This window comes from Bacillus cereus group sp. BfR-BA-01347, from assembly GCF_022663835.1.
GTDB lineage: Bacteria > Bacillota > Bacilli > Bacillales > Bacillaceae_G > Bacillus_A > Bacillus_A thuringiensis_K.
Window position 1 is genome coordinate 1 of record NZ_JAKUGG010000021.1, and the last position, 25,650, is coordinate 25,650.

Genomic DNA, 25,650 nt, shown 5'->3' on the forward strand with positions numbered 1-25,650 from the left:
TGTTAGGCCTGTTGCTCCTGTTGCTCCTGTTGGACCTGCTCCGGTTCCTGCTGGGCCTGTTGGACCTGTTGGGCCTGTTGGGCCTGTTGGACCTGCTCCGGTTCCTGCTGGGCCTGTTGGACCTGTTGGGCCTGTTGCCCCTGGAGTAGCATTGATTAATTGAATTAATAAATTAAAAAGAATTTGTAAAGTTGCAGGGTCGACATTTGAGTCGCAGGATATAGGGATCAGATCTAAAGCGAAGAAGAATTGTGCAAGTGCGCTATAAAATTGTTGCAATAATGTTGACAATTGACCTAAATTAGGAGCTGGAGATTGTAATAAAACTAAAATACTTTGAGTTAATTGTTTCAAAAAATTAACTTCTGGGGAAGGTAATAAGGAATTTAAGAAAATTAAAAATTGATTAAACAAATTGAATAACGCTACTCTGTTTGCATCACTTGGATTTGCAAAAAATGCTGAAATAGCTGATACTAATGAGTTTAGTAAAGTAATTAATTGACTTAATTGTTCCCTAGTAATAGGAACTGACTGTGGATTTTTACAACAATCTGCTGAAAAAACAATCGGATTGCAGTTATTATGATCAAAACAATCATTATGTTTCATTTATTTCCTCCTTATTTAATAATTTTGAGAGAATATTCTTATACTAAGAAACACTCAATTGTAATGGTGTTGAATATTTTTAAATATCCATTTTTCTTAGAATAAAAATAGTTACTAATAATTAAACTATAAAAATTCAGTTTAATTACATTCACAACTCACATAATATAAGTATACGCATCTATTTATCTAGTGCTTAGATTAATTCCCTAATGAAAAAGCGTATTTTTAAAGGAATACGTTATTACTCCTATCAACGTGTTTATTTTGTCAATAAACGAAAAGGCATATTAATTTATAAGTTCAATAATGCCATTCTAGAGTAATACCAAATGAAGTTTTTTGAAAAACTTTAATCTTCACAACCTAGTTGTTTATATCATGAGTTTCTAATAATGCATTTCATTTTCCATTAAGAGCTAATCATTTTGCTTTTGCTGACTAATTATTTCTTTGTAACAACTTATACTCATCTTACATACATTATCTTGAATCCTTACTTGTTAAACCATTTAATTGTTCATGACTCACAAACATCAACAATATATAAATGGTGTACTGATTCATAAAAGAGTACCATATAATGAACTGCACCCCAATTGTTAGACACAGTCTAACAATTGGAGGTGCAGTTTTTCTATGGCTAAATTTACAGCGGATGAAAAAATACAAATCGTTCTACGTTATTTGAACGGAAATGAAAGTTATCGAGAAATGGGTAGATCGCTCGGTATAAGTGACACAATCATTTTGAATTGGGTAAACCAATATAAACAGAATGGTCTGGAAGCTTTTCTAAAACGATGTACAAATTACACACAACAATTTAAACTAGACGTACTAAACTTTATGATTGAAAACGGTATGTCCTTATTTGAGACGGCAGCTATCTTTAATATTCCTGCCCCTTCAACGATTTCTGTTTGGAAAAAACAGCTCGAAACACAAGGAATTGATGCCCTTCAATCTAAGAAAAAGGGGCGTCCATCCATGAAAAAAGATTCAAATAAACAATTAAAACAACCTTTAGCTGAAGGGTCAGTTGAAGCACTTGAAGCACGTATTAAACAGCTTGAGATGGAAAATGAGTACTTAAAAAAGTTAAATGCCTTAGTTCAAAACAAGGAAAAATCACAAAACAAGACAAAGCGCAAGTAGTCTATGAATTAAGGCATAAATATTCGGTGAAGGCACTCATGGAGCTAGCTACTATTCCTCGAAGCACGTATTATGATTTAGTAAAGAAAATGAATCGTCCAGATGTAGATGCCGATTTGAAAGCTGAGATTAAAGCGATTTATGAGGAAAATGAAGGTCGTTATGGTTACCGTCGCATTCGTGATGAATTAACGAATCGTGGTCAGAAAGTGAACCACAAGAAGGTTCAGCGCATTATGAAAGAGCTTGGGTTAAAGTGTGTTGTGCGTATGAAGAAATATAAATCCTATAAAGGAAAAGTCGGTAGAATTGCACCTAATATTTTAGAGCGTAATTTTCATACAGATGCACCGAATCAAAAGTGGGTAACAGACATCACAGAGTTTAAATTGTTTGGAGAAAAACTGTATGTATCACCTGTATTAGATTTGTATAATGGTGAAATTATTACCTATACAATTGGTTCTAGACCGACGTATTCGCTTGTTTCAGACATGTTAGAGAAAGCATTGGAACGTTTACCTGAAACCCACCAGCTACTGATGCATTCGGATCAAGGATGGCATTATCAAATGAGACAGTACGTCCGTACACTTGAATCAAGAGCTATCGTCCAGAGTATGTCTCGAAAAGGCAACTGTTACGACAACGCAGTAATAGAGAATTTCTTTGGGATTATGAAGTCTGAGTTCCTCTACATAAAAGAATTTGAAAATGTAGAGCACTTTAAAATAGAATTAGAAAAATATATAGATTATTATAATACGAAACGGATTAAGGCAAAATTAAAAATGAGCCCGGTACAATACCGGACTCACTTTTATCAAGCTGCCTAATGAAATAACCGTGTCTAACTTTTAGGGGTCACTTCATAATGGTGCTCTTTTTTATTTTTTGTAACAACTTACACTCATCTTACATACATTATCTTGAATCCTTACTTGTTAAACCATTTAATTGTTCATGACTCACAAACATCAACAATATATAAATGGTGTACTGATTCATAGAAGAGTACTATATAATGGTGCTCTTCTTTATTTTTTTATAACGATTTATACTCATCTTACATACATTATCTTGAATCCTTACTTGTTAAACCATTTAATTGTTCATGACTCACAAACATTAACAATATATGAATGGTGTACTGATTCATAAAAGAGTACCCTATAATGAACTGCACCTCCAATTGTTAGACTGTGTCTAACAATTGGAGGTGCAGTTTTTCTATGGCTAAATTTACAGCTGATGAAAAAATGCAAATCGTTCTACGTTATTTGAACGGAAATGAAAGTTATCGAGAAATGGGTAGATCGCTCGGTATAAGTGACACAATCATTTTGAATTGGGTAAACCAATATAAACAGAATGGTCTGGAAGCTTTTCTAAAACGATGTACAAATTACACACAACAATTTAAACTAGACGTACTAAACTTTATGATTGAAAACGGTATGTCCTTATTTGAGACGGCAGCTATCTTTAATATTCCTGCCCCTTCAACGATTTCTGTTTGGAAAAAACAGCTCGAAACACAAGGAATTGATGCCTGCAGTGACCCCTGTCAAGTAGACAGGATTTAAAAAGCGCAACTAAGTAACCTGAGTTCTATATTTATATGGACTCAGATTATTTAATTTCTTTTGAAATCTTTGATGCCTAATTGATTCATCAATCTTTGTATGCACTTATGGTTCAAATGAAGGTTATAGGTGACTTTCAGTCACACTTGCACTCCTCTATATCCATAAATCCCTCTTAGTTTTTTATGACACTTCAATATCTTTTTCTTGGTTTTAGCGTCCTCTAGTTGTTTTTCAGAAGGCACTAAGTGCCGCTTTGTCCACTTATATACCCACTTCTAGTTACACCAGCGATGGCACATAATAGGCTAACCGTATACCCCTTTTCTAACATCTCAAGTATAGCTTCAAACTTTCTCGTTTTGGATATAGCTTGCATACCTCCTTTTACATCCCTAAGAGCTTTTTTAACATTTCATTCTCGGCTTCTAATCGTTTAATCTTAGCTTCTGGATCTTTTGGTTTTGTTCTTCCTATACCTGGCCCTTTCGCTTTTCCACGTTTTTCTTCTAGTCCTTTGATACCTTCAGCTTCAAAGTATTTCACCCAACGACTACAACCGAGTGATGAATACCTAATTCTTTCGCAATGTTTTTATAGCTCATGCCTTCTTTTAAGTATAAATCTATAGCTTTTTTCTTAAATTCTACATCGTAAGTGACTCTAATTTTCCCCATAAAAAAATCCCCTCCATAGTAAACAGGTTAATGCGCTTTCTTTTTCCTGTCTACTATAAGGGGATCATATCAAGATCTCGTCCTCTTTTTGTTTTAGATATGCTCACCATGATCAATATAAGTATCGCCGTATTCGTATGCCGGCGCAGGTGGTCTACCGTGATCAAAATCGGCCACATTAGAAATATAATCTGGTCTTTGTGGTGCAGGTGGTCTACCATGATCAGCTTGTGATGTAAAAGATTCTGTAAAACTTCCAATAGTTAAAACAGCAGCAAAACTAAAAAAACCTATTAGTACTTTTTTCATTTTAACGCACTTCCCTTCTGAAGTAATTCTTTAGCATCATAAGATATATTAAAGTATTGGCTAGCCTTCTCATGATTACCTTCTTGATAAAGTTTTTTCGCTAAAATTCCAGAGTACTCTTCCATAAATCCATAAAGTTTTTGGGATTCAAAGTAATCTAGTCCATCTGCAATCGTTGTTTCTAGATTCTGCTTATAATTTTCATCGTATTGTGCTCGAAGTATTCGTAAATGATGTGTATATTCAACATCAGCTAATTCAAAGCCTTGAGTCAAAAATTCTTGTGCTTTTTCAATTTCATTTACTTTGAAATGTTCTCGAGCCAGTAAGAATACAGTTTTATGATATGGTTTTTCAGATTTATACACATCCATTAAATGTCGAATTGCAGTTGCGGATATACCTTGTTTTGCATAAAGAAAACCTAAGTTGTATTGAATTAAGGTAATTAGTCGAGTACAGTTATGTTTTTTAGCCATATCCAAGCACTTAACAAAAAGCTCTTCTCCTTGTTCAAACTGACTTAAAGTGACACTTGCCAATCCTAGGATTGTATCGCATTCAATTTGATTTATTACATAATCTTCATGTTTTTTGTATATGTCTTTTGCTTTCATAACATGCTTAATTGTTAATAAAGGTTGTTGAAGGTGGTAATATAGTTCACCAAGTTTATAATTAAATTCAGCTTTTTCAATGTCATTAGGAATATACTCTAAAAGTCGTTCAGCTTCTTCAAATTGCTCCATCGCTTCCATATAGTTAGCAATCATAGTGTTATGCACAGCTTTATAGAAATGGTAGTAGTATCTTAAATACTCATCAATAGTTTTTGTTGTAAGTTTTTCAACTGCATCAAAATCACTACGAGTTACATATGATTTATTTATTAACACTTTATAACTATAATCCAATAGAGAATAGTACAATAAGAGATTTTGATCTTGTAAATCTCGATTTTGTTCGACCATTAAGACACTAATCTTTTCATCAACTTCTTCTTTCATTCTTGTCGCCTTTGTTATTTGTTTAGATAGAATAACCTTATACCATTCATTTAATAGTTTAGTAACTTTTTCATTATTCAGAATTATCATATCACAATCTCCTTTATTTAGTTTATATAAAATCAATCATAACAAAGTTTAATTGTAATAAGTTGTAAAAAACAATTTTATAAATAATATTCAGAATATTTAATTTTATTTTTATCAATTGACGTAAAAACATCGGTAAATCGTTAGATTGTAAAGAAAGAATTATCTATATAAAACTAATTGTAATGCTAGTAATGGTATAGCGTGAACCTTATTTGTCGAAAAGTTTTGGTAATTATTTGGTTTATAAGTATTTATTTCCCATTATTTCGGGGTTAATATCTGAATTATGCTAACAAATAAAGGTAAATTAGCATGATATTGTCTTAATTAATATTTTAGGAGGTATGAAAAATGAAAAAGATTAGTAAAGTTTTAAGTGTTGCAGGATTATCTCTTGCTATGTTCGGAGGAGGAACAATTGCAAGCGCAGCTGAGAATAACACAGTTGATTCTACTATAAAAAAAGGTAATGTATTAGATTTAACAGATCAATCGAATGTACAAATAGGTGAGGTACTAACGTTTGGGGAACTTGTTAATCAAATTGCTGCAGATACCAATAAACCTAGAGAAGAAATTTCTCAGCAACTCATGGCTCAGGGGAAAGCTCGTGGACAATCATCTGCTGCAACGCTTTCCGCTACGTACCGAACACTAACAACCAATTTTTCAGTAACACCTTTCTATAGCCCTTCATTAAGGTTTTATTGTGAAACAAATGAATGGGGTGGAAGCTTCAGGGGTATTAAGGAAATAAAACATATTAATATGAATAGAGATGCAAATGGTCTTTCTAAAACGTTCAGTGGTACAGTTCAAGCAAATTTAGAGGATCCTAACAGAATTTTCTATATTGTTAATGGTGATTTTCATAATAATGGCACAACTACTTTTAATGGCAATGTATCCATTACTGTAGGGAAGACAGGAAGTGTAGGTTTTAATGCATCTTATGCGACGAGTCACTATAAATATACTTATAAAGAAGGATATGTATATTTTTAAAGTTGATAAATTTTTAAATGATCGATTACTTCTTAATTACATGTTAAGTTCATTATACATGCTAATTTAATGGAGGTGATCTCTCTGCAACCTAAATATATTCTGTTCATTCAAATTCTAATAGGAATACTAATAATCATGGCACCAATTATTATTACTGGTGAATTATATGATGTTTCAAAGACTATGGGTGATTTGCTAGTTGCTGAATTAATAATAAGAACACTTTCTTTCATAATAGGACTTGTAGTTATTAGCAAGGGGTTTGAAAATTATTCTAAATAGTTATTAGTACGTTATTTTCTAGAAACTTATAAAAAAGGTCTACTCATATTAATCCGTACCCTTTGTAAAGGACATTTTGAAAAAAGTTAGGCAACATCAAGAAGATGATTTCTGTATCCAACAGGAGTCATCTTTTTTAAATTCCATTGATATCTATAATGATTATAATACGTCATATATTTCTTAATCTCTTGTTTCAATTCATTAAAGGACACGCAAGGTTTTATATGAGCTTCATCTTTCAGATGACCAAAAAATGATTCTTGTGGGGCGTTATCCCAACAGTTTCCTCTTCTTGACATGGATTGTCCAAGGGTTAGCTTTTTAACTAGCTTTTGATAGGTAGGGCTTGTGTAGTGGGAGCCTTGATCTGAATGAATATAAGCACCTTCAGTCAATCGAATCCGCGGATTCCTTTTTAGTTTATGGAGAGTTGTCGTTACGAGCTCTAATGTCATCTGTTCTGAAACATGGTAAGCTAAAATTTCATTAGTTGAGCCGTCTAAAATTGTAGATAAATAGGCCCTTTGATTCTTACCGTAAACTAAATAGGTGATATCTGTAAGAAGTGTTTTCCCTGGGGTATTTTGTTTAAATTCCCGATTTAATTGATTCGGTACTATTCGATGTTCTTTTGTAGCTTTAAGCATTCTTTTATAAGGATTCGCTTTGCGAACCGGACAGATAATCTCGTATTTCTTCATAATTCTACGGATACGCTTTAAATTGTAGACAACTTGAAACTGACCCGCCAATGTCATCTTTATCTGACGAGCCCCCTTGTGTCTATTTCTAAATCGAAGTGCTTTTAATATGGTTTCCTTCAAGATTTCATCTCGATCACTCTTTTGTTTCCGTTGTTCTTGAGATGAAACTGAAAAGTAATTATAGTATCCCGAACGGGATACACCAGCTACTTTACACAAATGACTGACCATATTCCTTAAGTTGTATTTCATGATGACAGAACGAATCAAGATGAATTTCTGACTAGGTGGTAGTGTTATTTCCTTCTCATCCTCCCTTCCATAAGTTTGATTTTTTTAGCAATTCGTTTTCCGCCTTTAGTAAGTTTCGTTCGGCTTCTAAACGGGCATACTTTTCTTCTAACGTAAGCTCTCTCTCAAGAGTTCTGCCAGCGTTTTCGATACGTGTATCCCTTAAACCCAATACACCATTTTTTCTATAAGCAGCACGCCATCTACTTCCCGATGACATAACTCGTTTCATTCCAATCATATCTATATCAAAACCACATTCTTCAAAAATATTTCGAGGTAGCTTTCCTTTTTCATTTTCCTCAATAAAAATATGCTTAAATTCCTCTGTATAAGTGATACCTTTCTGACTTACAGATTTTACGTATAGGTTATTTGATAGAATTTGAATTTCTCTTTCTGTAAATAGTTTTTTTGTCATTTTCAACATTCTCCGATCCCAATTTTCCTTTTATTATACAAGAAATACCCTATAGAATAGACTTTTTTCAAGTGTCTATTCTATAGGGTACATTTTATTTAGGCAGTGTTTTTTATTATAGACATATTGAATCAATTATAGAGCTTGCTGGGAATGATGTATTGGTTAAACCTGTTGGTATTTGGCCAGTCACTTGCCCTCCAATGGTGTAGTTTGTTATAAGCATAGGAAATATACTTCCGCCTACATTAACTAATGTCCACTTATTAACACAACCTGGTCCACCAAATCCTCCTAATGACGGCGGCCTATTAATTTGTGTATATGGTTGTGATTCATAATAAGGATAATACATACATTAAACCTCCCCTTCATATACGAATAAGATATCGTATGTATAAGGGCAAATCCCATGCCACAAACCATTTGCCTATTTTGCAAAATGCATCTTTACATCAAATGAACATTATAAACTGAAATCTTCTAATGATTTATCTATCTCATCTTGTTGGATTCCTATATAACGTAATGTAATGGATGGAGCAGAATGATTAAAGATTGTTTGTAGCATTACTACATCTTTTGTCTTTTGGTAGTAATGGTATCCAAAAGTTTTTCTAAGAGTATGCGTTCCAATTTCATCAAGTCCTACTTTTTCAGCAGCAGCGTTCATGATTCGATAAGCTTGAATTCTCGTGATCGGTTTCCCTGTCTTTTTAGAAGCAAATAAGCAATCTGTTTCGTTCATTCCATTTACATACTCATTTATTTTTTCTCTTAACGTTGTATTGATAATGAAACGTTTCTCTTTTCCAGTCTTCTGTTCTTTAATAACAATGTGAGTTCTTTCTTTCACATCATTTACATGTAACTTTAATAAGTCACTAATTCTTAGACCTGTATTGATTCCCATTTCAAATAAAAACAAATCACGATAAGATTGGCGACGTAAAACCTCTTTCACTTCTTCTAATTTTTTCTTATCTCGAATTGGTTGCACAAACTTCATTCCTTACCTCTCCATACATTATGTTACATTATATGTATCTTTATTATACAATATGTTACATAAAATATGGTAGTTATTTTTACAAATAGACAAAAACGTTGATATAACAGCATTTCTATTCATAAATCTAATGTAACAAAATATATGATGTGTTACATTAGATGATTTTTAAATAACTTTTACAATATTTGGTTTGTGTTGAGTTTGTTTTGTTTGTAAATAGCCATTCTTTTTTAGTTCTTACAGTAGCTGATATCGAAATTGCTGGGCTAGAGATTTCTCTTCAAGTAGCATTAGCTCTAAGAGTACTTGAAATACCGATTTGTGATTAATTAGCATATCAAAAGAAAAAGCACCTGAATGGATGCTCTGGTATCAATTATTTATTTGTATTTCAATTACGGTAAATGAAGTTTTCTCCTTCTTCCAATCACCTAATATTGCTGCATCAATTTGTTTTCACATTATTAAGTAACTGGAAGAAGAGCAAAAGCTCTCCTTAATAACGGTATCATTCAACCACTACCATCTGCTGGCTTCGGATTTTATGTGCCGTCATTACGAACCGTTTAGAATTTTAGAAACAACATAGTGAGTTGTGTTTCCCGCCACTTCCCACAATACAAATATAACACGTTAATTCCAAAATAACCGACATATTTCCTGCCAAAAAGCGGTCACGACTCTGCCAACTTTTTTCATAGTTCAAATTTTTTCACTGCATCTGTTAATTCCACTGGTACACCGAATATACTTTTTTTCATTTCTGACATTTTCTTTTTAATAATCCACTCCGGATATTTCAATTCTTCTAGAATATTTCTAAAATAATTTGGATTTAGCTTTAACATATCAGGATTTCTTCCAGTATTCCTTTTGTATTTAATTATTACTTCTAATAGTTCTTCATTTAACATGAATCACAATTACCTCCCCCTTGCATTTTATATTTATGTATATACACCATTCGATACCTTGATACTGCCACTTACCCATATCTTATATTTTGTGTAACTGCACCTGTCGCTGAAGTCCTTGATATTCATAGCTTCATAAAACTTTCTCTTTTGGGTTACACAACACAATAAAAATGAGGAACTGTATACAATTAAAACGTATATTGGGCCAAAATCCTTCACTTTTAAAATGTAGTACAAAAAAATAAAGGCTGCCACATATTATCCATCGCTAATACGTGGCAGCCTTTGCGTATTGGTACTTTTAAAAATTCATATTGATATTTAACCTAGTTATATATGAAATAAAGGAGCTTATTCTTATTTGAAATTAGGCAGACTATTTAGATTGTGATTTAATATTTGTAAGATGAACATCAAACATATCAATTATTTCAAGAAACCTATCAGCCTCACGGAAAACATGGTCTGCTAATAATGGATGAATGATACTCTTTATTTTACATTGCTCAATTAAATCACGTGCCGTTTTCTTAAAATCCCGGAGAGATGTGACTGACACACGATTTTGATCTAAAAACTGATCTAAAAGAGGAACTGTTTGAGATTGTGGTTTCATAGATTCTAAGTCAACTGCTTGATACATCAATTCATCAAAATCATTGCTAAAATTCCGAGCTGTATCTACAAGCTTTCTTTCCGATGGATCAAGAAGATGACCAATAAATTTAGCATGGTCTGCCATAATCCTTAAAAAGAAAACATTCTCTTTAATAATAGCATCAGGAAGTGCATCTAATTTACCTTCATTTAATTCAATTAAACGTTTTCTAAAATAATCAGCTTCCCTACTTGTATGGTCAACTAACAGCGGAAAATTGTTTTGTCCTGGCAATCTACATGTGAGAATTAATCCTAGAATTTTTCGTTTAAATCCCCAAATATTAGTTGCAGCTTGTTGTACTTCTGTATTAAATCTTTTTATTTGCCCAGGATCTGTTTCATTTGTATAGGAATACGCTATTTGTTCGATATGTTCAAACAATCGATAAAATTGATTAGCTTCTTCGATTAGTTGGGTATCCTCACATCTAAACCCCAATCGAAGAAAAAGAGAATGCTCCTTCATGATTCTAGACCAAAAACGAATTTCATTTAATGATCGTTCAACAAACATTACAGACGTAACACCCGTATCAGGGTGTAATGAGGTTTCATCCCTATTCATTCGTAATCCCCCCAGTAAATGCTAACCTAGTTTCATTCTTATGAGTAAATATATATATAAATACCATCAATAAAAATTCATGATGAATAAATGATAAATTTCGTATACATGTAAAATTAACCTAATCTATCATTATTGATAGCCCCAAAAAGCTCACCCCTTATCCATTTATATTTATGGAATAAAAATTAAAAAGAAAAAAGCAATGATTAGATTTTAAACCTAGTCATTGCTTTATCCATTGCATCTTGATTTACTCCTATATATCTTAACGTTACCCGTTCACTTGAATGATTGAATATCTCCATCAGCAAGGCTATATTTTTCGTCTGCATGTACATATGATATCCGAATGTCTTACGTAGTGTATGCGTCCCAATCTCATCTAAACCAAACTCTGCTGCTGTACTGCTAAGTATTTTATACGCCATGCTCCTTCCAATTGGTCGATTCGTTCCTTGCCTACTCTTAATTAGATACTCATAATCTTCCATACCTTCGAGATACCATTTTAACTCTCTTCTTAATGCTGCAGTAATTTGAATACGTTTCTGTTTACCTGTCTTCATTTCACGCATTGAGATATGGCTTCCCTTTAAATCTCCAACCTTCAGTTTTAGAATGTCACTAATGCGTAGGCCTGTGTTAATTCCCATTACAAACAAGATATAATTACGTTCGCTCTTTACTTTTAAATACTCTTTAATTTGTTGTATTTGCTCTGGATCACGTATCGGTTGAACAAAATTCACTATTCATTACCTCCAGTTTCTTCTGTCTCGTAAACTTCTAATCCCAGCGCAAAAGCAAGTTTATAAAACGCTTTAGACTTCCAACGTCGGTAAGTACGCTCTGACATTCCGATTTCGTTATAAACCATGTAATCACACATATCCTCTTCTTCTAAATAACGTTTACAAATAATATCCCTTTGAATACTTCCTGCACGTCCATTTCCTAATCGATTTAGAAACTGATCAATACCTAACGACATACCTTCAAGCCATTCTTCTCGTTTACTTTGTTGAATATTTGCTATAGCAACATCTTCTAACGGTTTTTCGACTGCATGTGTAGGACCATGCTCACGTATTTCATAAGAAGGAGTGACTTTCATTTCTTTACGCATCATCCCAAACTGTCTATGTATACGTACGCTTTCCAACATACCTTCTAATTCCTCTTGTGTTGCTGTTCTATCAATTTTTGGTAAGAAAGATAATTGTTTAGTCATGTAAGACCACTCCTTTTTATTTTTAAATTACTTTTGTCTTAAAGCTCCACGTCTACGTTCATAACGTGGACCACGAATTCCCATTAAATCTTCAATGTCACGAGTGCTTAGTTTTTCTGTTCGTTTTTTCTTGTTTTTCTTCTTAGCTTGTTTTGATTGCTTTTTCCATTTGCGCAATTGATCTCTTAGCACCTTCATTTCCCCATCTCCCTTTTCAAAATAAAAAGGACACCTATCCCTAAAACAGCTTTCATTGCCGCTTTAATGAATTGGTGTCCTCTAGTTTTCTAGCCGGACTATATTCTGTTTGCTTTCACTTTAAAAGAATTATTGTTTTAACTGTTCTATTAAATTACTCTATTCATCGTTCCCTTCCAATTCCTCACTCTCTTCACGTATTTGTCCAATTAATGAAATTACAGAACCAACTGCTTGAACCCAACTTCCTATAATATCTATTAGCTTTCCTTCTTCATTTTCATTAGTTTCGTTGTTTACCTGAGTGTTTGTATCTTTCTCCACATCATTTACATTACCTTCTTTATTAGACTGGTCCTTATTTCTGATATTTTTTAATTCGTCAATACCCCCTATTGCCTGTAATGAATTCCCAATTGATTGTAATAAGTTTCCTATAATATTTAAGGTTTCATCTTTATCGGATGTATCCTCAAATTCATCTGCTAATGCTGTAAGTCCACCCAAAGCCTGTGTCCAATTCCCGGCAATCACTAATTTAATTTGTGTTTCTTCTTTAAAATCGATAATCAATCCAGATATTACAGTGACATTGCCAATTGATTGGATTTCATTACCGATTTTTTCAAGAGACACTTCTTCTTGACCATCAGCCTCTAAAGCATTTCCAACAGCCTGTAATACGTTTCCATAAACATTTAAATCCTTTCTTACATTACTGCTTATAAAATCAAAAGGCGTACTTCCAATAGCGGAAGTAATTGTTCCTATTGCTGCAACCCATGCACCAAATATCTCTTTAAATTGATTCTCCATTTAAAACATATCCCAGCATTAAGTAATTAATATAATCCTATTCAATTACTCATCTCACTGTTAATAATTTTAAATGTCTCTTTGCCATCTCCTTTTTATAATAATGTCTTATAAAAGTATTTTTTAGGAATTATACGTATTTGTTAAACGTACTTCTATATTGCTTTTATACATATTACTGAACCAACTTTATAAACCGACTACATCTTTGAATTTATTAAAATACTCAAGATTCATTATCCGCTCCGCATAATGTAAAATGTTCAAAAAGCTCATATTGATCAGTGAAACATTTTGGACAGATATACATTTGTATCACCACTTTCTTTTAAAATAAAATTTTTATTAAGTTTTATTCCCATATAACTCTTCCGATTCCGTTTATACTCTAACTGTGACTTTAAGTTACATACCACTTCTATTAAAAGGAGGATTTTATTATAAATTAACAAAAGACAACTCAATTGAGCAATCTATATCTAAAAGGAGTAATTATGAAAATTTTGAAATACATATTACTTAGCATTGGTTGGATTGGATTATTCGGAATATGGTGGGCTACATTCTTTCATTAAATGCATCTACCCACTGAATAAAACTCAATATCCCGTTCATACTATAGATAACCCATCTTTAATGTGCTGTAACCAGTTAGATCTTATTTAAGACTAAGCAGTTAGCTTTTGCTAGCTGCTTTGTTTGTTAATCATTCTTTTAAGAGGAACAATTTATTTGCATAATAACTCAAACAAAATCCATACTATATTTAGGTTAGGTCTTAAAATCTAAAACCCTTATTTCAAACTTAGACCTAATATATCGCTCCTCTCCCTTCCCTGGGGCTCAGTAGCTAGCTTTTGCTAGCTGCTTTTTTATTAAAACAAATAAAATTCGATATTCTAACAATACTAATCACAATACAACTTGCTTCTTACCCAAGTTGTATCTACTTGAGCAGTTAACTTTTGTTAGCTGCTCTTATATTGAATAAATTTCTAAAACATGTTTACAATATAGATACACCAAGGTTGAATACGAATGACCATTTCGTTCTTCTTATTCACAGAGCAGTTAGCTTTTGCTAGCTGCTCTTTTAGTTATTAGGAATTTATAAGTAATTCAAATTTTCATTCCCTAGAATAAAATCCAATATTCCGTTAATACTAAGTACAAGCTGCTTTTTCCCCAAAGTAGTCCATTTTTGCAGAGTTTGTGAGAGCAGTTAGCTATGATAACTGCTCTTTTTTAGTTTGTTCGAATAAAATTCTAAATTCTGTCCAATACTATAAATGGGCTGATACAGCTTGAATTCACAGTGACCTCTGTAATTTTCTTTTTCCCTTTCTCTGAGGGCTGAGCAGTTAGCTTTTGCTAGCTGCTCTTTTATATTGAGTTAATAATAAAATTCTGGTCTTATTTCTTTTTTTACACCATATACTTCTAACCTAGACCCAGCTCAAAGTGTTACCTCCTATCTTAAAGAGCACTTATGCATAGTGCTCTTTTTTAGTTTCCTTATTTCTATAAAATGAAATTTTTGTTTAGTTTTCTTTCATTTCCGAATAATATTTTCAGCCCTGTTCATACTATTTTTGTAACTATTAGTTACGAACTATTTCTGTAAACGCAGCGTTTCTTTTGTACAACGAGCAGTTAGTTTTATTAACCAGCTGCTTTGTTGTATTAAATTTCAACCTAAGTACATGCTATTTATGAAATGCTTGATTGATTGTCATTTGAGATGCACTTCAAATTCAAAATTCCCGCTCCTATTTTACATTTAGTTTCCATCATAAAATAAGAAAATCATAAATTATTTTGAATTGATCTCTTGTTATTATTGAAGCTCATCTTTCAAGAGCATTTACAAATAATGCTCTTTTTTGCTATAAAATAAATTCTTTATCTTCCTTTACATATTTTTCAACTAAACTACACACGATACTTCTAAGCCATTCGAACTAGTGGCTTCACTCTTCTTGTAAAAGGATGGGAAGGCGTTTCATCACAATTGGCTAACTCATTCAATCCACAAGCAGGCAAAGTTTCTTTGCCTGCTATTTTTGTATAACTTTCTTAATTTGAGTCATACTATGCAGGAACCTGTTTACCAATACGAGTCAATTTGGTGTTTTGAAATTTCCTCCTTCTAGGACAAGCAAAATTGCTTGTCCTATTTTTGATTAAAGTACTATTTATATCCCTCTCCTCCCTAGTCTTTAAATTTTATTTTTTTAGTATCAAAAATAAGAATTTGTACATTATAAAAATGTTCCACACAATAATGTGGTTACATAAGGAGGAGTTAAAAATGGACAAACGTACTGAGAAAAAAGTTGAAGCAGTGGCACGTAAAGCTGCTGATTTAGAAGTTTCACAAGAATTAACTAATCTTAAAAATCAAATTCAACAGTTACATCAATCTTTATCTCAAGCATCTCAAGGGCAACAGCAAGGAGTACAACAAAATCAACAAATGGGTGGCCAACAAGGAGTACAACAAGCTAATCAGTTAATGCAACAACTTCAACAATTTAGTCAACAATCTCAACAACAAATGCAACAAGCTGATCAACAATTACAGCAAACAATTCAACAAGCTATTCAAACATTAAACCAAGGATTACAGCATCTACAATCTAATCAAACGTTAAGTCAAATAAATCAAGCTATTTCTCAAGCTCAAGCACAAGTTGATCAAGTGAGCCAACAAATGGGTAATCAACAAGGTCAACAAATGGGTAACCAACAAGGTCAGCAAATGGGTAACCAACAAGGTCAGCAACAATTTCACTAAGAATATTTACAGTAATCCCAGCCGTAATAAATTTTCCGCAACTTATATTACAGTAAGCAAACTCCAATTTCTTTTTGTTAGTTATTATTAAAATTAAGTAAATCCTGGATAAAATTTTAAATTCCGTTCACACCATAACTGTAACTTGAAGTTACATATTATTTACTTGTATGCGTGAACTTCTTTTTCAACAAACCGCAATGGAGCAGTTAGCTAATCTGGCTAGCTGCTTTGTTGTGTCAAATGCAGTTTTTGTCCAAGTTTTTCACCATTTGATAAAATAAGCATAATAATAGTTAATGAAAAGGCATTTATATTCAACCTCCTGAGAAGCACTTTAATTAGGTGTTCCTTTCTACATATACAATTTAGATACCAAATAGCGTTTTTGTTCAAATACTTCACTTCCATAAAAAATTACATTTGGTATCACATACTCTTTTACATTAAAAGTTTTAGTCAGAAGAGCACTTATATATGGTGCTCTTTTTGGTATGGAATGTGAAATAGAGGCTTGCTCTTAAAACCTTTCATATGATTTTTATAGTTTTACCTTACACCCATATGTCTGCTTGCTCATAAGTTGTTAAAGTATAAATATAAATTGGCTAGTTAGTTTATAACGGAGGTGTAAAAATGAGTAAATTTAAAAAGAAATGTCACATCCCATTTCCATGCGCCTTTCCGTTGCCTCAAATCGGGTCTACTGGATTAACCGGTGCTACTGGGCCTTCGGGACCTACTGGAGCTACCGGACCTTCAGGTGGACCTCCGGGACCTACCGGGCCTACTGGAATTCAAGGTAACCTGGGACCTACTGGTCCTCAAGGTATTTCTGGACCTCAAGGGATTCCTGGGATTTCTGGATCTATTGGTCCAACTGGACCTTCTGGAATTCAAGGTATCCAAGGCATCCAAGGCATTCCTGGCATTCAAGGTCCTATTGGACCGACTGGAATAACGGGGGTCACTGGAATTCAAGGCATTCAAGGCATTCAAGGGATTCCTGGCATTCAAGGGATTCCTGGCCCGACCGGCCCTCAAGGGATTCCTGGCATTCCTGGTTCTGTAGGTCCAACTGGACCTTCTGGAGCTGTTGGCCCGACCGGACCTTCCGGGGGACCACCAGGACCAACGGGCCCGACTGGACCTTCCGGGGGACCACCAGGACCTATTGGACCTATCGGCCCGACTGGACCAACTGGGTCACCAGGACCAACCGGACTTCAAGGTATCCAAGGTATTCCTGGCCCCACTGGACCTCAAGGAAGTCAAGGGATTCAGGGGATTCAAGGTAATCCGGGGCCTATTGGTCCTATTGGACCCACTGGAATAACTGGGGCGACTGGAATTCAGGGTATCCAAGGTATTCAAGGTAATCCAGGACCTATTGGACCTATCGGCCCGACTGGCCCAACTGGGCTTCAAGGTATCCAAGGCATCCAAGGCATTCCTGGACCTACTGAACTACCAGGAACCGCTGGAGCTACCGGAGCTACTGGGCCTACCGGCCTTACAGTATCTGGATTATCTCAATACGCTTATATTTTCAATACAGCAGCTCAAGTTGTTGCCTTAGAAGCACCTATTCTTTTTAGTTCGAATGGTTTAATGACACCTGGTATTACTCATACTCCTGGAACTTCTCAGATTATGGTTATTAATGCAGGAGATTATAAGATTTCTTTTTCTGTATCAGGAGTTGAACCTAATCAATTTACGCTCTTTTTAAATGGTGCTCCAGTTACCAACGCAGTTTATGGATCAGGTGCAGGAACTCAGCAAAACACTGGGCAAACAATCCTCTCTTTAGCCGCAGGTGATGTTCTTACCCTTCACAATCATACTTCAGCTGCTGCGGTCACTTTGCAAACTTTGGCAGGTGGAACACAAACAAATGTAAATGCTTCAATTGTAATTGAAAAGTTAGATTAATTTAATCATTTGTTTCTTGAAACTCTGACAGTAAATAACCTGGTGTAGATTCCTTTTTTTCAATGAGCAGTTAGCTTTTGCTAGCTACTCTTTTGTATTGAGTTGAAAATAAATTTTAGGTCTTATTTCTTTTCTGCGCCATATAATTTTAACCTAAACATTCAGCTCAAAGTGTTACCACCTATCTTAAAGAGCACTTATGCATGGTGCTCTTTTTTATTTTGTTTTCTTTCATTTCTGAATAACATTTTTAACCCTGTTCATACTATTTTTGTAACTTAAAGTTACAAACTATTTCTGTAAGCGCAGCGTTTCTTTTGTACAACAAGCAGTTAGTTTTATTAACTAGCTGCTTTGTTGTGTAAAAGAAAGATTTTGTTTTAAAGTTACACATAGCTAAAAAACATACATATAATATCTTGGGTATCCTTTTTCAATATTAGTTTTGGTCAGAGTGCTCTTTTAAGAGTGCTCTTTTAATGTATTGCAATGTATCACGTTTTACATACAATAAACATAGAATGCAATGGGCACGCAAGACATAGTTTCTATATAATCGTGTACATTTTTCGTACACGATTTTTTTATTAAATAAGAATTCTGTTTAAAATTCATCAACCTTATTGATTCCTTTGCATACATTATTATCACAAGGAATTTCACAGGTTTCTCTGGTCCAGTTTCCTTGAATTCCTTGCACACCTCATCGAAATAACCTACTTTAAGTAGTGGGTTATTTTATTTTTGGTCATAAAAAACTTTTACTTAACTTTCATTCATTTTTTTTGCTTATTTTGAATACATTACTATTAAGCCAAGAAGTACACAGGTTTCCCTGGAGTGGTTTCCTTGTATTCCTTGAACTCCTTGTACACAGAACCTGTTATTACTAACAGGTTCTTTAATTTTTGTCATTATACAATAACTATTTTATTATGTTTCCTAACTTACAGTAATGTCCTTGAAAAACATTCATATATATTTATCGAATGCACTTTGAAATCCCTAGAGTATCAAATACTTTTAAGAATTGACTGAGCAATACTATTCGGCTAAATTTTACAAACTTATTAAAAATAACATAGATACACAAAAAAGCTACGTTTTATATGAGATAAAAAATTATCTTACACAAAGGAGTTTGATTATTTGTGAATTACCAAAATGATAACAACTCTAACATTCACAAACCTTGCACTTGTCCATCCCCCACGGCTAACAGTTTAAATGTTGTTCAAACTACCCCAACAATAGTTTCTGTAAATTCTGCGATCCCACTAGATACCGTGGTAAATTCTAATGGAACCGCAATCTCATTCACACCACCAACAACTGTTTTACTTGAAGGTGGAAGAACCTATTTGGCAATCTATGAAGTGCAAGTTATTATTCAACCAGGAGGTAATTCGGCAGGTATCACTATGTATCTGAATAATAATCCAATCATTGGCTCAGGTACTTCTCTTGGATATACTGCAGGATTCACTTCTGTATCAGCACCCGCAATTTTCACTACACCTTCAGGTATAACAAGTACTCTTACTGTTAATGTAGGACCATATTCTAATACATTAAATACGTTGGGCTTAACTCTTGCTGTTGTAGCATTAACATAATAAAATCTAATACTCTCTAAACTGATTTTCTTTGTCCTTTAACTGTGGTTTTTGAGCTAGCCTCTAGGAACTCAACATAAATACATATAGAAAAAGAACATTATTTGGATCGATAGTACTGGGTGACTCGGCTGGCACACTTGCTGAGTCACCTATTTTCCTATAATAAAATAACGCTTTTATGAAAATTCCATTATCTAATTCCTCACTTGTCCATTTCGCTTTTCTCTATCCCTGCATTTACTATTAGTAATACTAACTATTCAGAGGTGAAAATATAATGGACGAGTTTTTATCTTCTGCTGCAATAAATCCTAATTTAGTTGGACCTACTTTACCACCTGTTCCACCATTTACACTACCGACTGGACCTACTGGGCCGACTGGACCTACTGGGCCGACTGGACCGACTGGGCCGACTGGACCCACTGGACCTACTGGGCCGACTGGGCCGACTGGACCTACTGGACCTACTGGACCTACTGGACCTACTGGATCACTATCAGTAGCTTACGGAACTTTTTGGCAAACGGAAATCATTACAGTCCCTTTCGAATCCCCTTTTTCTTTCGATCAGGCTGACCCTATGGTAGGGGGAATTTCTCTGTTAAATCCAACCACAATTAATATCACACAAGCTGGGGATTATCGAATTTCTTTCATTTCCTCGATTAACTTGACTGTAGCCCTTTCATTCCCTTATTCGCCTACCATTTCTATACTATTAAATAACAGTCTAATTCCCAATTTCAAAGCTACTTTTGGTCTTTCGATACTAGATTCAGAGGATGTAGATTGCACTCAACTCATTGGGGACACTATTTTATCAGTCCCAGCCAACTCAACACTTCAACTTATAAATAATAGCTTTGTAGGCGAAAAAGACATTCGTACATGCGATAATGGAATAAATGCTTTAGAATTAAACATTATCAAATTAAACTAGTATCAGTACTCCTTTAAAACTAGGCGCTATTATGGCATCTAGTTTTCAGTTTCTAATGAAATTTTTATACAAAGAATACACCAAATATCAAAAATAAATTCATAAAATATTTTATTTTCTTTTTAGAATGGATAGTCTTTACAGAGCACTTCCCGAAGTGCTCTTACATTTACATATCAAATAATTTTTTTAAATTAATTACGAGAGCGGATTTTATTATTTTGTACAAGCACTTTATGCTTTATTTTATAAAATATATAGATATCTCAAAGAAAGGAGAGCGACATAAGTATGGCTGATTATTTTTATAAAGATGGTAAAAAGTATTATAAAAAACAATTGTACACTCACCATCAAAAAGATAACTGTTTTATCGAAACCCATACAATAACTGGTTCGAATACAGCTTTAAATTTCAACGTACCAGCTAACACTACAAGAACTGCTTTTGAAGATTCCACCAATAACCACAATAAAACATTACTTGATCTTCGCATTCCCGGTACTTCCCAACCAATTGAAGTAACTATCCGAACAAGAAGTTCTCGTCTGCCGATTAATGTAACAATAGTTGCAGGTGAAACCAGGGTATTCCAAGTAGAGGATTTCCATAGCCTCACTCTCACAAATAATACTAATATCAATAGCAATATTGGTATATTCATTCAAAAAACATTTTGTATCTGTTGCAATAATCAAAATGATTCTCGTAACAAATATTATAAAGAACAATTAAATTCTCACTATCAAAAAGATAACTGTTTCATCGAAACTCATACCGTAGCTGGTTCAGAAACTACCCCAACCGAAAATGCACCTTTAACTATTATCGTACCCCCTGACACTTCAAGAAGAGTTTTTGAAGATTTAACTAATAATCACAACAAAACATTACTTCAAATATCTGTTCCCGAAGATGTCTCCCCCATCGAAGTCACTATTCAAACAAGAAAATCTCCTACACCAATTATCGTGACTCTTGCTACAAATGAAACAAGAGTATTTCAAGTAGAAGATTTTCAAAGCCTTACTCTCACAAATAATACCGAATTCCTTAATTTCATTGAAGTATTGATTAAAAAGACATTTTGTATCTGCTGCAATGATAGAAATGATTCGTGCGATGAATATTACCGTGATTACGAATGTGAATGTTAGATTGACTCCCCAAAAGAATCCTTATAAAGGGTTCTTTTTCTTTTACCTTAGTATCATCTAATCACTCACATTTGTTCAACATTTCATCTCTTAACAAAATTCCGATTTAATTAATATCCTACAAAATAATACTTTCATTAAAAAATCATTTATATTTCATTTTACGAATAATCTTTTTTATATCGTACATACTATCTGCAAGCCGATTTCCCAAGGCTGTACTCTTTCCAAACGGAGCTCTCTCCTCCGTACCACTTGAGAACAGGCGGGTAACTTAATTAGTTGCCTGCCGTTTTTACGTATAACCGTAAAACTTCTTGTCCATACTTTTTAGAGAAAACATCTTATGCCATTTGGAGCAACCTCCAGCACATGATATTTGTACGGCCGTTCCTATAAAGGAGCGGTCTTATTTTATCTTTGCTTGCCCCTTTTCTATTCAAATAACGCTTTGTTTTAGTTTTCTTCTACAGGTTGCATTGCTTCTAATTGAACTGACATAACTACATAATGTTGTTCATTACATTTTTTACAAAAGCCATGATAATGTTCATCATTAACGTTCCCTTTTGCACGTACCTCTGTACGGTTAAAAGAATCACAATGTTTGCAATACCACTTCACTATTATTGTTTCAATCACTTAAATCTCCCCTTTTTAATAAAATTCAAATTTGATTAAAGTAACTGTGTTTTTCGTTCTTCCATACGAATTACTTTTCCACTTTGATATACAAATGATTGTTCACCAAATCCACCTTGGGGTGGTTCTATTAGTTGGACCTGACCATTTTTAACAACATATATTCCGTTTATTTTCAAATCTATTTCAGCTTTCATTTCTACAAGATTTTCTTTAATACTTCCCACTAAGACCACTCCCGTATATTATGATTATTTTGTCGCAGCAAGTCGGGAGCAATCTCGACTTTTTTATTTTGTTATAGATATTCCACAACATTATCGGGAATAAATGATTGTTCTAATGATAAATAAAGTCGTATTGAAATCGGTTCTTTATTATCTCTCGCAGACTTGCAAAGCTCCACCGCTTCTTCCCAATCGAACTGCTTATCTTCCACTCGCTTAAATCTCCAAATTCCAATTGTATATTCCTCAAATAATTCATACTGATCATTTGGCGCTGTTGTTGGTTTTAATTCATCAGTAGCTCTTACTTGTTTTGGCACTTGAACAACTACATCCGTAAAACGAACTTTAGAATTTAATCGATGAATGTGTGCTTTCTCAGTATCGAATGCTACTACAGGCTCAACATCAAATATTGTTAACTGCTTTGGCATTACAATCCTCCTAAGCCTCTTTTTTATATTTAGATAACACTTGTTCTAAACGTTTACGTTCAGCTTCTAATTCGGTTTCACTACGCTCTACTGACTGAGAATGTGTTTCCGTATCTTGGGTATGTAACCAATCAGGAACAATTTCATTTCGAGCATTATTTCTTCCACCACGAGAATGGTATTTCTTACGGAATTGAGTTTGTGCAGCTTCAACATCAGTAATACTCTTATACCCCTTAGCATGCCAATCTCTTAAAATACCTTGTACATAAGACATATTAGGTGCATTCTTTTCTAGAGCTATTTTCATTGCTTTAATAACAAGCTGTGCATTCAAATCTTCAATCCATGCATTAATACCCTCAGCTACAAATGGTTTAAGAACTCCAAAATTTTGTTCATAGAATGCTATTGGATTTTCTTCTGCAACTTTTTTATCTCTTGAGCAGCTTGCTGCTTCTTCTTTTGTTTTTGTTTCTTCTTTTTCTTTTGTTTCTGTTTTTGTTTCTTCTTTTTCCTTCATAGGGTCTTCGAAGCCCCTTATAAGCCACTCAAAACGAGCTTGGAAGTATTCCTTAATACGGGGAATTTTAAAATCTTGCTGCTGTTCTAAATCTAAACATGTCTCATAAAAATCAATTAAAAAATCTTCACACTTAATATTTTGGATTTCTTTTAACACACACTTTTCAATATTCATATTTGTAATAGCATTAAATTTAAGCCAATTAAGCAACATAATTTCTTTCGTCTTTTTGTTGTAATGAATTTTCCCGTAATCAGCAAAACGCTCTAGCAACTTCTCAACCGTTTCACGGTTATACCCTGTATCCATTTCTATCACTCGTAATGGAAGCTCATAGATACCACTCTGAGAAGTTTTGCTATTAGTCATTAAGTATAAGTAGAAGTATTTCTCCTCCGGTGTAAGATCTAAAACGAACGCATCTTGCCAATATGAAACTTGAACAGGTCTATAAACTGCCATATTATTCATCCTCCATTGTTTTACTTGATTTGCTTTGATATACTTAATCCAATTCAATTTTTAGAAAGACTCTCTATAAGAGTCTAAAATCTATCACTCTGCCAAGTGATAGATTTTTTATTTTCTTCGACTAACTACTGATGCATTGATCCCCTGCCCTTGAAGGCTTTTAACAACTACACAATAACTCTTTGATACATCGTGATCCTCTTTTTCATTACGAAGGCTCTTGAATTCTTTTGCGCATCTATTTAATTCCTTCTCCCAATGATTTGCTTCATCTAATGAACCAGCATTGAACATGTTATGAATACATGTCACCATACAGTTATGTAATTCATTTGCAAAGGTAAAATCCCCTGGTAGAACTAAATCAAACAGACGATTACATTCTGATTTCATGACTTACTCCTTATTTCTAGTAATTGATACTGTACGCATCGTTATGAACAGAAAGAAAAAGCAGAATCTATTAAAAGATAGGGGTACTCAGCCTTTCTGATCATAACGACAAGCACAATTACTTGTCGCAGTAAATTGAAGTATGCTATAATTCATATGTTAATTTTCTTGGCTATCGCGGGCTATGCGGTAGTCTTTTCTTTTTTATTTTTGTTTTTCAAAACGAAAGCTGCTTCTATAATTCGAATTCTTATCTCCATTAATTTCTTCTCTTGTTTTAAATCCCTAGCTTTCATATAGTCCCCACAAACTGCTGCAATTCGAATATCACCATATAAATTTGCTTCCTTACGAATTAGCGTTTTATATTGATTTAAAGTTGGACTTGCATAATCAATTGTCATAACTTAAACCTCCCCAATAAAATAATTAAATTAAGCTTTTATATACTTCCTAGCTCGTAATGATACTTTCCAGTACTTAAAGACTTCTTTCATTGAAATACCATATTGATCACATAGGACCGCTACGAGGCTCATCATTGAACCTGTAGCATCCAAGATTTCATGCATTACTTTTTTCAAATCCTCTTTCTCACTTTCAGACCAAGTTTGTGAAGGCTTAAACCAACATACCCTATCGAGTTGTTCCAAAGCTTCATTTGTTTCTTGCTGGACCATGTACCTCATGCTTGTAGGATGAAGATCAATATGCTCTCCATTAAAGAATGGGACACTTACATGACCTGTTGCTTCATTCCACATTTTAAAAAATAACTGTGGATCATCAATTCCTTCAGTAATGCATTTTCGTAAATCTTCTGGTAATCGTCGCTGTTCAGTTTCATATTTTGCTAGTGACTCACGACTCACGGGGATTTCTAAGGAGAGTTGTTCTTGGGTGATTCCCTTTCTTTTGCGTGCCATAGCAACTTCTTTTCCTATGGACATCG

Annotated in this window: 29 protein-coding genes and 2 pseudogenes; 10 read left to right on the forward strand and 21 right to left on the reverse strand. The window is 33.8% G+C overall.

Annotation, left to right across the window (positions count from 1 at the left end):
- Positions 1-612 (reverse strand): collagen-like repeat preface domain-containing protein (locus MR143_RS24610; protein WP_242281051.1); only part of this gene is annotated, 612 nt, incomplete at its 3' end.
- A gap of 639 nt (positions 613-1,251) precedes the next feature.
- On the opposite strand from MR143_RS24610, the gene MR143_RS24615 reads away from it, so the two are divergent.
- A protein-coding gene (locus MR143_RS24615) for an IS3 family transposase (RefSeq protein WP_085965018.1) occupies positions 1,252-2,606 on the forward strand; the annotation gives its coding sequence in 2 pieces (ribosomal slippage) (positions 1,252-1,705 and positions 1,705-2,606; 1,356 coding nt in all).
- A 396-nt stretch (positions 2,607-3,002) separates the two neighbouring features.
- Positions 3,003-3,323: pseudogene (locus tag MR143_RS24620) on the forward strand (transposase); the annotation flags it as partial.
- A 277-nt stretch (positions 3,324-3,600) separates the two neighbouring features.
- Here MR143_RS24620 and MR143_RS33050 read toward each other — a convergent pair.
- The 4 genes and pseudogenes from MR143_RS33050 to MR143_RS24635 form a co-directional block, all read right to left on the reverse strand.
- Positions 3,601-3,735: a hypothetical protein gene (locus tag MR143_RS33050; protein ID WP_255255609.1), complete on the reverse strand. Its 135-nt coding sequence runs from the start codon at positions 3,733-3,735 to the stop codon at positions 3,601-3,603.
- Positions 3,736-3,743: 8 nt separating this feature from the next.
- Positions 3,744-4,033: pseudogene (locus MR143_RS24625) on the reverse strand (transposase).
- Between the two features lie 93 nt (positions 4,034-4,126).
- Positions 4,127-4,342 (reverse strand): hypothetical protein, encoded by a 216-nt coding sequence (locus tag MR143_RS24630; protein WP_000756629.1) that lies wholly within the window; start codon positions 4,340-4,342, stop codon positions 4,127-4,129.
- Positions 4,339-5,439 (reverse strand): response regulator aspartate phosphatase, encoded by a 1,101-nt coding sequence (locus MR143_RS24635; protein WP_000584823.1) that lies wholly within the window; start codon positions 5,437-5,439, stop codon positions 4,339-4,341. Before MR143_RS24635 ends, MR143_RS24630 begins: the two co-directional genes overlap by 4 nt.
- A gap of 354 nt (positions 5,440-5,793) precedes the next feature.
- Between MR143_RS24635 and MR143_RS24640 the strand changes: the two genes are divergently transcribed.
- Positions 5,794-6,447, forward strand: a complete 654-nt coding sequence (locus MR143_RS24640; protein ID WP_000724009.1) for a hypothetical protein — start codon at positions 5,794-5,796, stop codon at positions 6,445-6,447.
- A gap of 69 nt (positions 6,448-6,516) precedes the next feature.
- On the forward strand, positions 6,517-6,732 hold the full coding sequence (locus MR143_RS24645; RefSeq protein WP_033665752.1) for a hypothetical protein: 216 nt from the start codon (positions 6,517-6,519) through the stop codon (positions 6,730-6,732).
- Positions 6,733-6,818: 86 nt separating this feature from the next.
- Here the strand turns inward: MR143_RS24645 and MR143_RS24650 are convergent.
- The 3 genes from MR143_RS24650 to MR143_RS24660 form a co-directional block, all read right to left on the reverse strand.
- Positions 6,819-8,160, reverse strand: a protein-coding gene (locus MR143_RS24650) for an IS3 family transposase (protein WP_242281052.1) whose coding sequence is annotated in 2 segments (ribosomal slippage) — positions 6,819-7,776 and positions 7,775-8,160 — 1,344 coding nt in all. Because the reading frame shifts where the segments join, the coding sequence is not laid out codon by codon here.
- Between the two features lie 106 nt (positions 8,161-8,266).
- On the reverse strand, positions 8,267-8,506 hold the full coding sequence (locus MR143_RS24655) for a hypothetical protein (protein ID WP_000291767.1): 240 nt from the start codon (positions 8,504-8,506) through the stop codon (positions 8,267-8,269).
- A 111-nt stretch (positions 8,507-8,617) separates the two neighbouring features.
- The gene (locus tag MR143_RS24660; protein ID WP_000673905.1) at positions 8,618-9,160 is read right to left on the reverse strand and encodes a site-specific integrase; all 543 of its coding nucleotides are present in this window, start codon (positions 9,158-9,160) and stop codon (positions 8,618-8,620) included.
- 188 nt (positions 9,161-9,348) lie between these two features.
- Here MR143_RS24660 and MR143_RS24665 point away from each other — a divergent pair, with 188 nt between their 5' ends.
- Complete coding sequence (locus MR143_RS24665; RefSeq protein ID WP_080029641.1) at positions 9,349-9,492, forward strand: DUF3956 family protein; 144 nt, start codon at positions 9,349-9,351, stop codon at positions 9,490-9,492.
- 366 nt (positions 9,493-9,858) lie between these two features.
- Here the strand turns inward: MR143_RS24665 and MR143_RS24670 are convergent, their stop codons facing one another.
- From MR143_RS24670 to MR143_RS24695, 6 genes are all read right to left on the reverse strand, one after another.
- Complete coding sequence (locus MR143_RS24670; RefSeq protein ID WP_000930968.1) at positions 9,859-10,077, reverse strand: hypothetical protein; 219 nt, start codon at positions 10,075-10,077, stop codon at positions 9,859-9,861.
- A gap of 379 nt (positions 10,078-10,456) precedes the next feature.
- A complete protein-coding gene (locus MR143_RS24675; RefSeq protein WP_001078042.1) occupies positions 10,457-11,305 on the reverse strand; it encodes a DUF2935 domain-containing protein in 849 nt (282 codons plus the stop codon).
- A 209-nt stretch (positions 11,306-11,514) separates the two neighbouring features.
- On the reverse strand, positions 11,515-12,057 hold the full coding sequence (locus MR143_RS24680; protein ID WP_001012143.1) for a site-specific integrase: 543 nt from the start codon (positions 12,055-12,057) through the stop codon (positions 11,515-11,517).
- Positions 12,057-12,539 (reverse strand): ArpU family phage packaging/lysis transcriptional regulator, encoded by a 483-nt coding sequence (locus MR143_RS24685; RefSeq protein WP_000166164.1) that lies wholly within the window; start codon positions 12,537-12,539, stop codon positions 12,057-12,059. The genes MR143_RS24680 and MR143_RS24685 overlap by 1 nt, the downstream gene beginning before the upstream one ends.
- Before the next feature lie 27 nt (positions 12,540-12,566).
- Complete coding sequence (locus tag MR143_RS24690) at positions 12,567-12,737, reverse strand: hypothetical protein (protein ID WP_000866515.1); 171 nt, start codon at positions 12,735-12,737, stop codon at positions 12,567-12,569.
- Positions 12,738-12,896: 159 nt separating this feature from the next.
- Positions 12,897-13,553 carry a DUF6944 family repetitive protein gene (locus MR143_RS24695; protein ID WP_000431213.1) on the reverse strand — a complete coding sequence of 219 codons (657 nt, stop codon included), beginning with the start codon at positions 13,551-13,553 and terminating at the stop codon, positions 12,897-12,899.
- A gap of 2,311 nt (positions 13,554-15,864) precedes the next feature.
- Between MR143_RS24695 and MR143_RS24700 the strand changes: the two genes are divergently transcribed.
- The 5 genes from MR143_RS24700 (at position 15,865) to MR143_RS24720 (ending at position 22,005) form a co-directional block, all read left to right on the forward strand.
- A complete protein-coding gene (locus MR143_RS24700) occupies positions 15,865-16,350 on the forward strand; it encodes a hypothetical protein (RefSeq protein WP_242281053.1) in 486 nt (161 codons plus the stop codon).
- Between the two features lie 636 nt (positions 16,351-16,986).
- Complete coding sequence (locus tag MR143_RS24705) at positions 16,987-18,285, forward strand: BclA C-terminal domain-containing protein (RefSeq protein WP_242281054.1); 1,299 nt, start codon at positions 16,987-16,989, stop codon at positions 18,283-18,285.
- A 1,151-nt stretch (positions 18,286-19,436) separates the two neighbouring features.
- Entirely contained in the window at positions 19,437-19,901 is a 465-nt protein-coding gene (locus tag MR143_RS24710) for a hypothetical protein (protein ID WP_002163978.1), read from the forward strand.
- Positions 19,902-20,181: 280 nt separating this feature from the next.
- On the forward strand, positions 20,182-20,847 hold the full coding sequence (locus MR143_RS24715; protein WP_242281055.1) for an exosporium leader peptide-containing protein: 666 nt from the start codon (positions 20,182-20,184) through the stop codon (positions 20,845-20,847).
- A 291-nt stretch (positions 20,848-21,138) separates the two neighbouring features.
- On the forward strand, positions 21,139-22,005 hold the full coding sequence (locus MR143_RS24720) for a hypothetical protein (protein WP_000796371.1): 867 nt from the start codon (positions 21,139-21,141) through the stop codon (positions 22,003-22,005).
- A 456-nt stretch (positions 22,006-22,461) separates the two neighbouring features.
- Here MR143_RS24720 and MR143_RS24725 read toward each other — a convergent pair whose 3' ends face one another.
- The 7 genes from MR143_RS24725 to MR143_RS24755 form a co-directional block, all read right to left on the reverse strand.
- Positions 22,462-22,647 (reverse strand): hypothetical protein, encoded by a 186-nt coding sequence (locus MR143_RS24725; RefSeq protein WP_000573309.1) that lies wholly within the window; start codon positions 22,645-22,647, stop codon positions 22,462-22,464.
- 35 nt (positions 22,648-22,682) lie between these two features.
- On the reverse strand, positions 22,683-22,874 hold the full coding sequence (locus MR143_RS24730) for a DUF3954 domain-containing protein (protein ID WP_000534814.1): 192 nt from the start codon (positions 22,872-22,874) through the stop codon (positions 22,683-22,685).
- 71 nt (positions 22,875-22,945) lie between these two features.
- Complete coding sequence (locus tag MR143_RS24735; protein WP_001125989.1) at positions 22,946-23,308, reverse strand: hypothetical protein; 363 nt, start codon at positions 23,306-23,308, stop codon at positions 22,946-22,948.
- Positions 23,309-23,318: 10 nt separating this feature from the next.
- Complete coding sequence (locus MR143_RS24740; protein ID WP_000312157.1) at positions 23,319-24,296, reverse strand: DnaD domain-containing protein; 978 nt, start codon at positions 24,294-24,296, stop codon at positions 23,319-23,321.
- A gap of 117 nt (positions 24,297-24,413) precedes the next feature.
- Positions 24,414-24,698: a hypothetical protein gene (locus MR143_RS24745; RefSeq protein WP_000834163.1), complete on the reverse strand. Its 285-nt coding sequence runs from the start codon at positions 24,696-24,698 to the stop codon at positions 24,414-24,416.
- A gap of 182 nt (positions 24,699-24,880) precedes the next feature.
- Positions 24,881-25,102: a hypothetical protein gene (locus tag MR143_RS24750; RefSeq protein WP_000151153.1), complete on the reverse strand. Its 222-nt coding sequence runs from the start codon at positions 25,100-25,102 to the stop codon at positions 24,881-24,883.
- 30 nt (positions 25,103-25,132) lie between these two features.
- The gene (locus tag MR143_RS24755; protein WP_000022023.1) at positions 25,133-25,648 is read right to left on the reverse strand and encodes a helix-turn-helix domain-containing protein; all 516 of its coding nucleotides are present in this window, start codon (positions 25,646-25,648) and stop codon (positions 25,133-25,135) included.
- Positions 25,649-25,650: the final 2 nt, after the last annotated feature.

Excerpts from the sequence above, each read along its gene's own strand:
- MR143_RS33050 (WP_255255609.1), bottom strand. The coding sequence starts at position 3,735 with ATGCAAGCTATATCCAAAACGAGAAAGTTTGAAGCTATACTTGAGATG.
- MR143_RS24630 (WP_000756629.1), bottom strand. The coding sequence starts at position 4,342 with ATGAAAAAAGTACTAATAGGTTTTTTTAGTTTTGCTGCTGTTTTAACT.
- MR143_RS24635 (WP_000584823.1), bottom strand. The coding sequence starts at position 5,439 with ATGATAATTCTGAATAATGAAAAAGTTACTAAACTATTAAATGAATGG.
- MR143_RS24640 (WP_000724009.1), top strand. The coding sequence starts at position 5,794 with ATGAAAAAGATTAGTAAAGTTTTAAGTGTTGCAGGATTATCTCTTGCT.
- MR143_RS24645 (WP_033665752.1), top strand. The coding sequence starts at position 6,517 with ATGGAGGTGATCTCTCTGCAACCTAAATATATTCTGTTCATTCAAATT.
- MR143_RS24655 (WP_000291767.1), bottom strand. The coding sequence starts at position 8,506 with ATGTATTATCCTTATTATGAATCACAACCATATACACAAATTAATAGG.
- MR143_RS24660 (WP_000673905.1), bottom strand. The coding sequence starts at position 9,160 with ATGAAGTTTGTGCAACCAATTCGAGATAAGAAAAAATTAGAAGAAGTG.
- MR143_RS24670 (WP_000930968.1), bottom strand. The coding sequence starts at position 10,077 with ATGTTAAATGAAGAACTATTAGAAGTAATAATTAAATACAAAAGGAAT.
- MR143_RS24675 (WP_001078042.1), bottom strand. The coding sequence starts at position 11,305 with ATGAATAGGGATGAAACCTCATTACACCCTGATACGGGTGTTACGTCT.
- MR143_RS24685 (WP_000166164.1), bottom strand. The coding sequence starts at position 12,539 with ATGACTAAACAATTATCTTTCTTACCAAAAATTGATAGAACAGCAACA.
- MR143_RS24690 (WP_000866515.1), bottom strand. The coding sequence starts at position 12,737 with ATGAAGGTGCTAAGAGATCAATTGCGCAAATGGAAAAAGCAATCAAAA.
- MR143_RS24695 (WP_000431213.1), bottom strand. The coding sequence starts at position 13,553 with ATGGAGAATCAATTTAAAGAGATATTTGGTGCATGGGTTGCAGCAATA.
- MR143_RS24700 (WP_242281053.1), top strand. The coding sequence starts at position 15,865 with ATGGACAAACGTACTGAGAAAAAAGTTGAAGCAGTGGCACGTAAAGCT.
- MR143_RS24705 (WP_242281054.1), top strand. The coding sequence starts at position 16,987 with ATGAGTAAATTTAAAAAGAAATGTCACATCCCATTTCCATGCGCCTTT.
- MR143_RS24715 (WP_242281055.1), top strand. The coding sequence starts at position 20,182 with ATGGACGAGTTTTTATCTTCTGCTGCAATAAATCCTAATTTAGTTGGA.
- MR143_RS24720 (WP_000796371.1), top strand. The coding sequence starts at position 21,139 with ATGGCTGATTATTTTTATAAAGATGGTAAAAAGTATTATAAAAAACAA.
- MR143_RS24735 (WP_001125989.1), bottom strand. The coding sequence starts at position 23,308 with ATGCCAAAGCAGTTAACAATATTTGATGTTGAGCCTGTAGTAGCATTC.
- MR143_RS24740 (WP_000312157.1), bottom strand. The coding sequence starts at position 24,296 with ATGGCAGTTTATAGACCTGTTCAAGTTTCATATTGGCAAGATGCGTTC.
- MR143_RS24745 (WP_000834163.1), bottom strand. The coding sequence starts at position 24,698 with ATGAAATCAGAATGTAATCGTCTGTTTGATTTAGTTCTACCAGGGGAT.
- MR143_RS24750 (WP_000151153.1), bottom strand. The coding sequence starts at position 25,102 with ATGACAATTGATTATGCAAGTCCAACTTTAAATCAATATAAAACGCTA.
- MR143_RS24755 (WP_000022023.1), bottom strand. The coding sequence starts at position 25,648 with ATGTCCATAGGAAAAGAAGTTGCTATGGCACGCAAAAGAAAGGGAATC.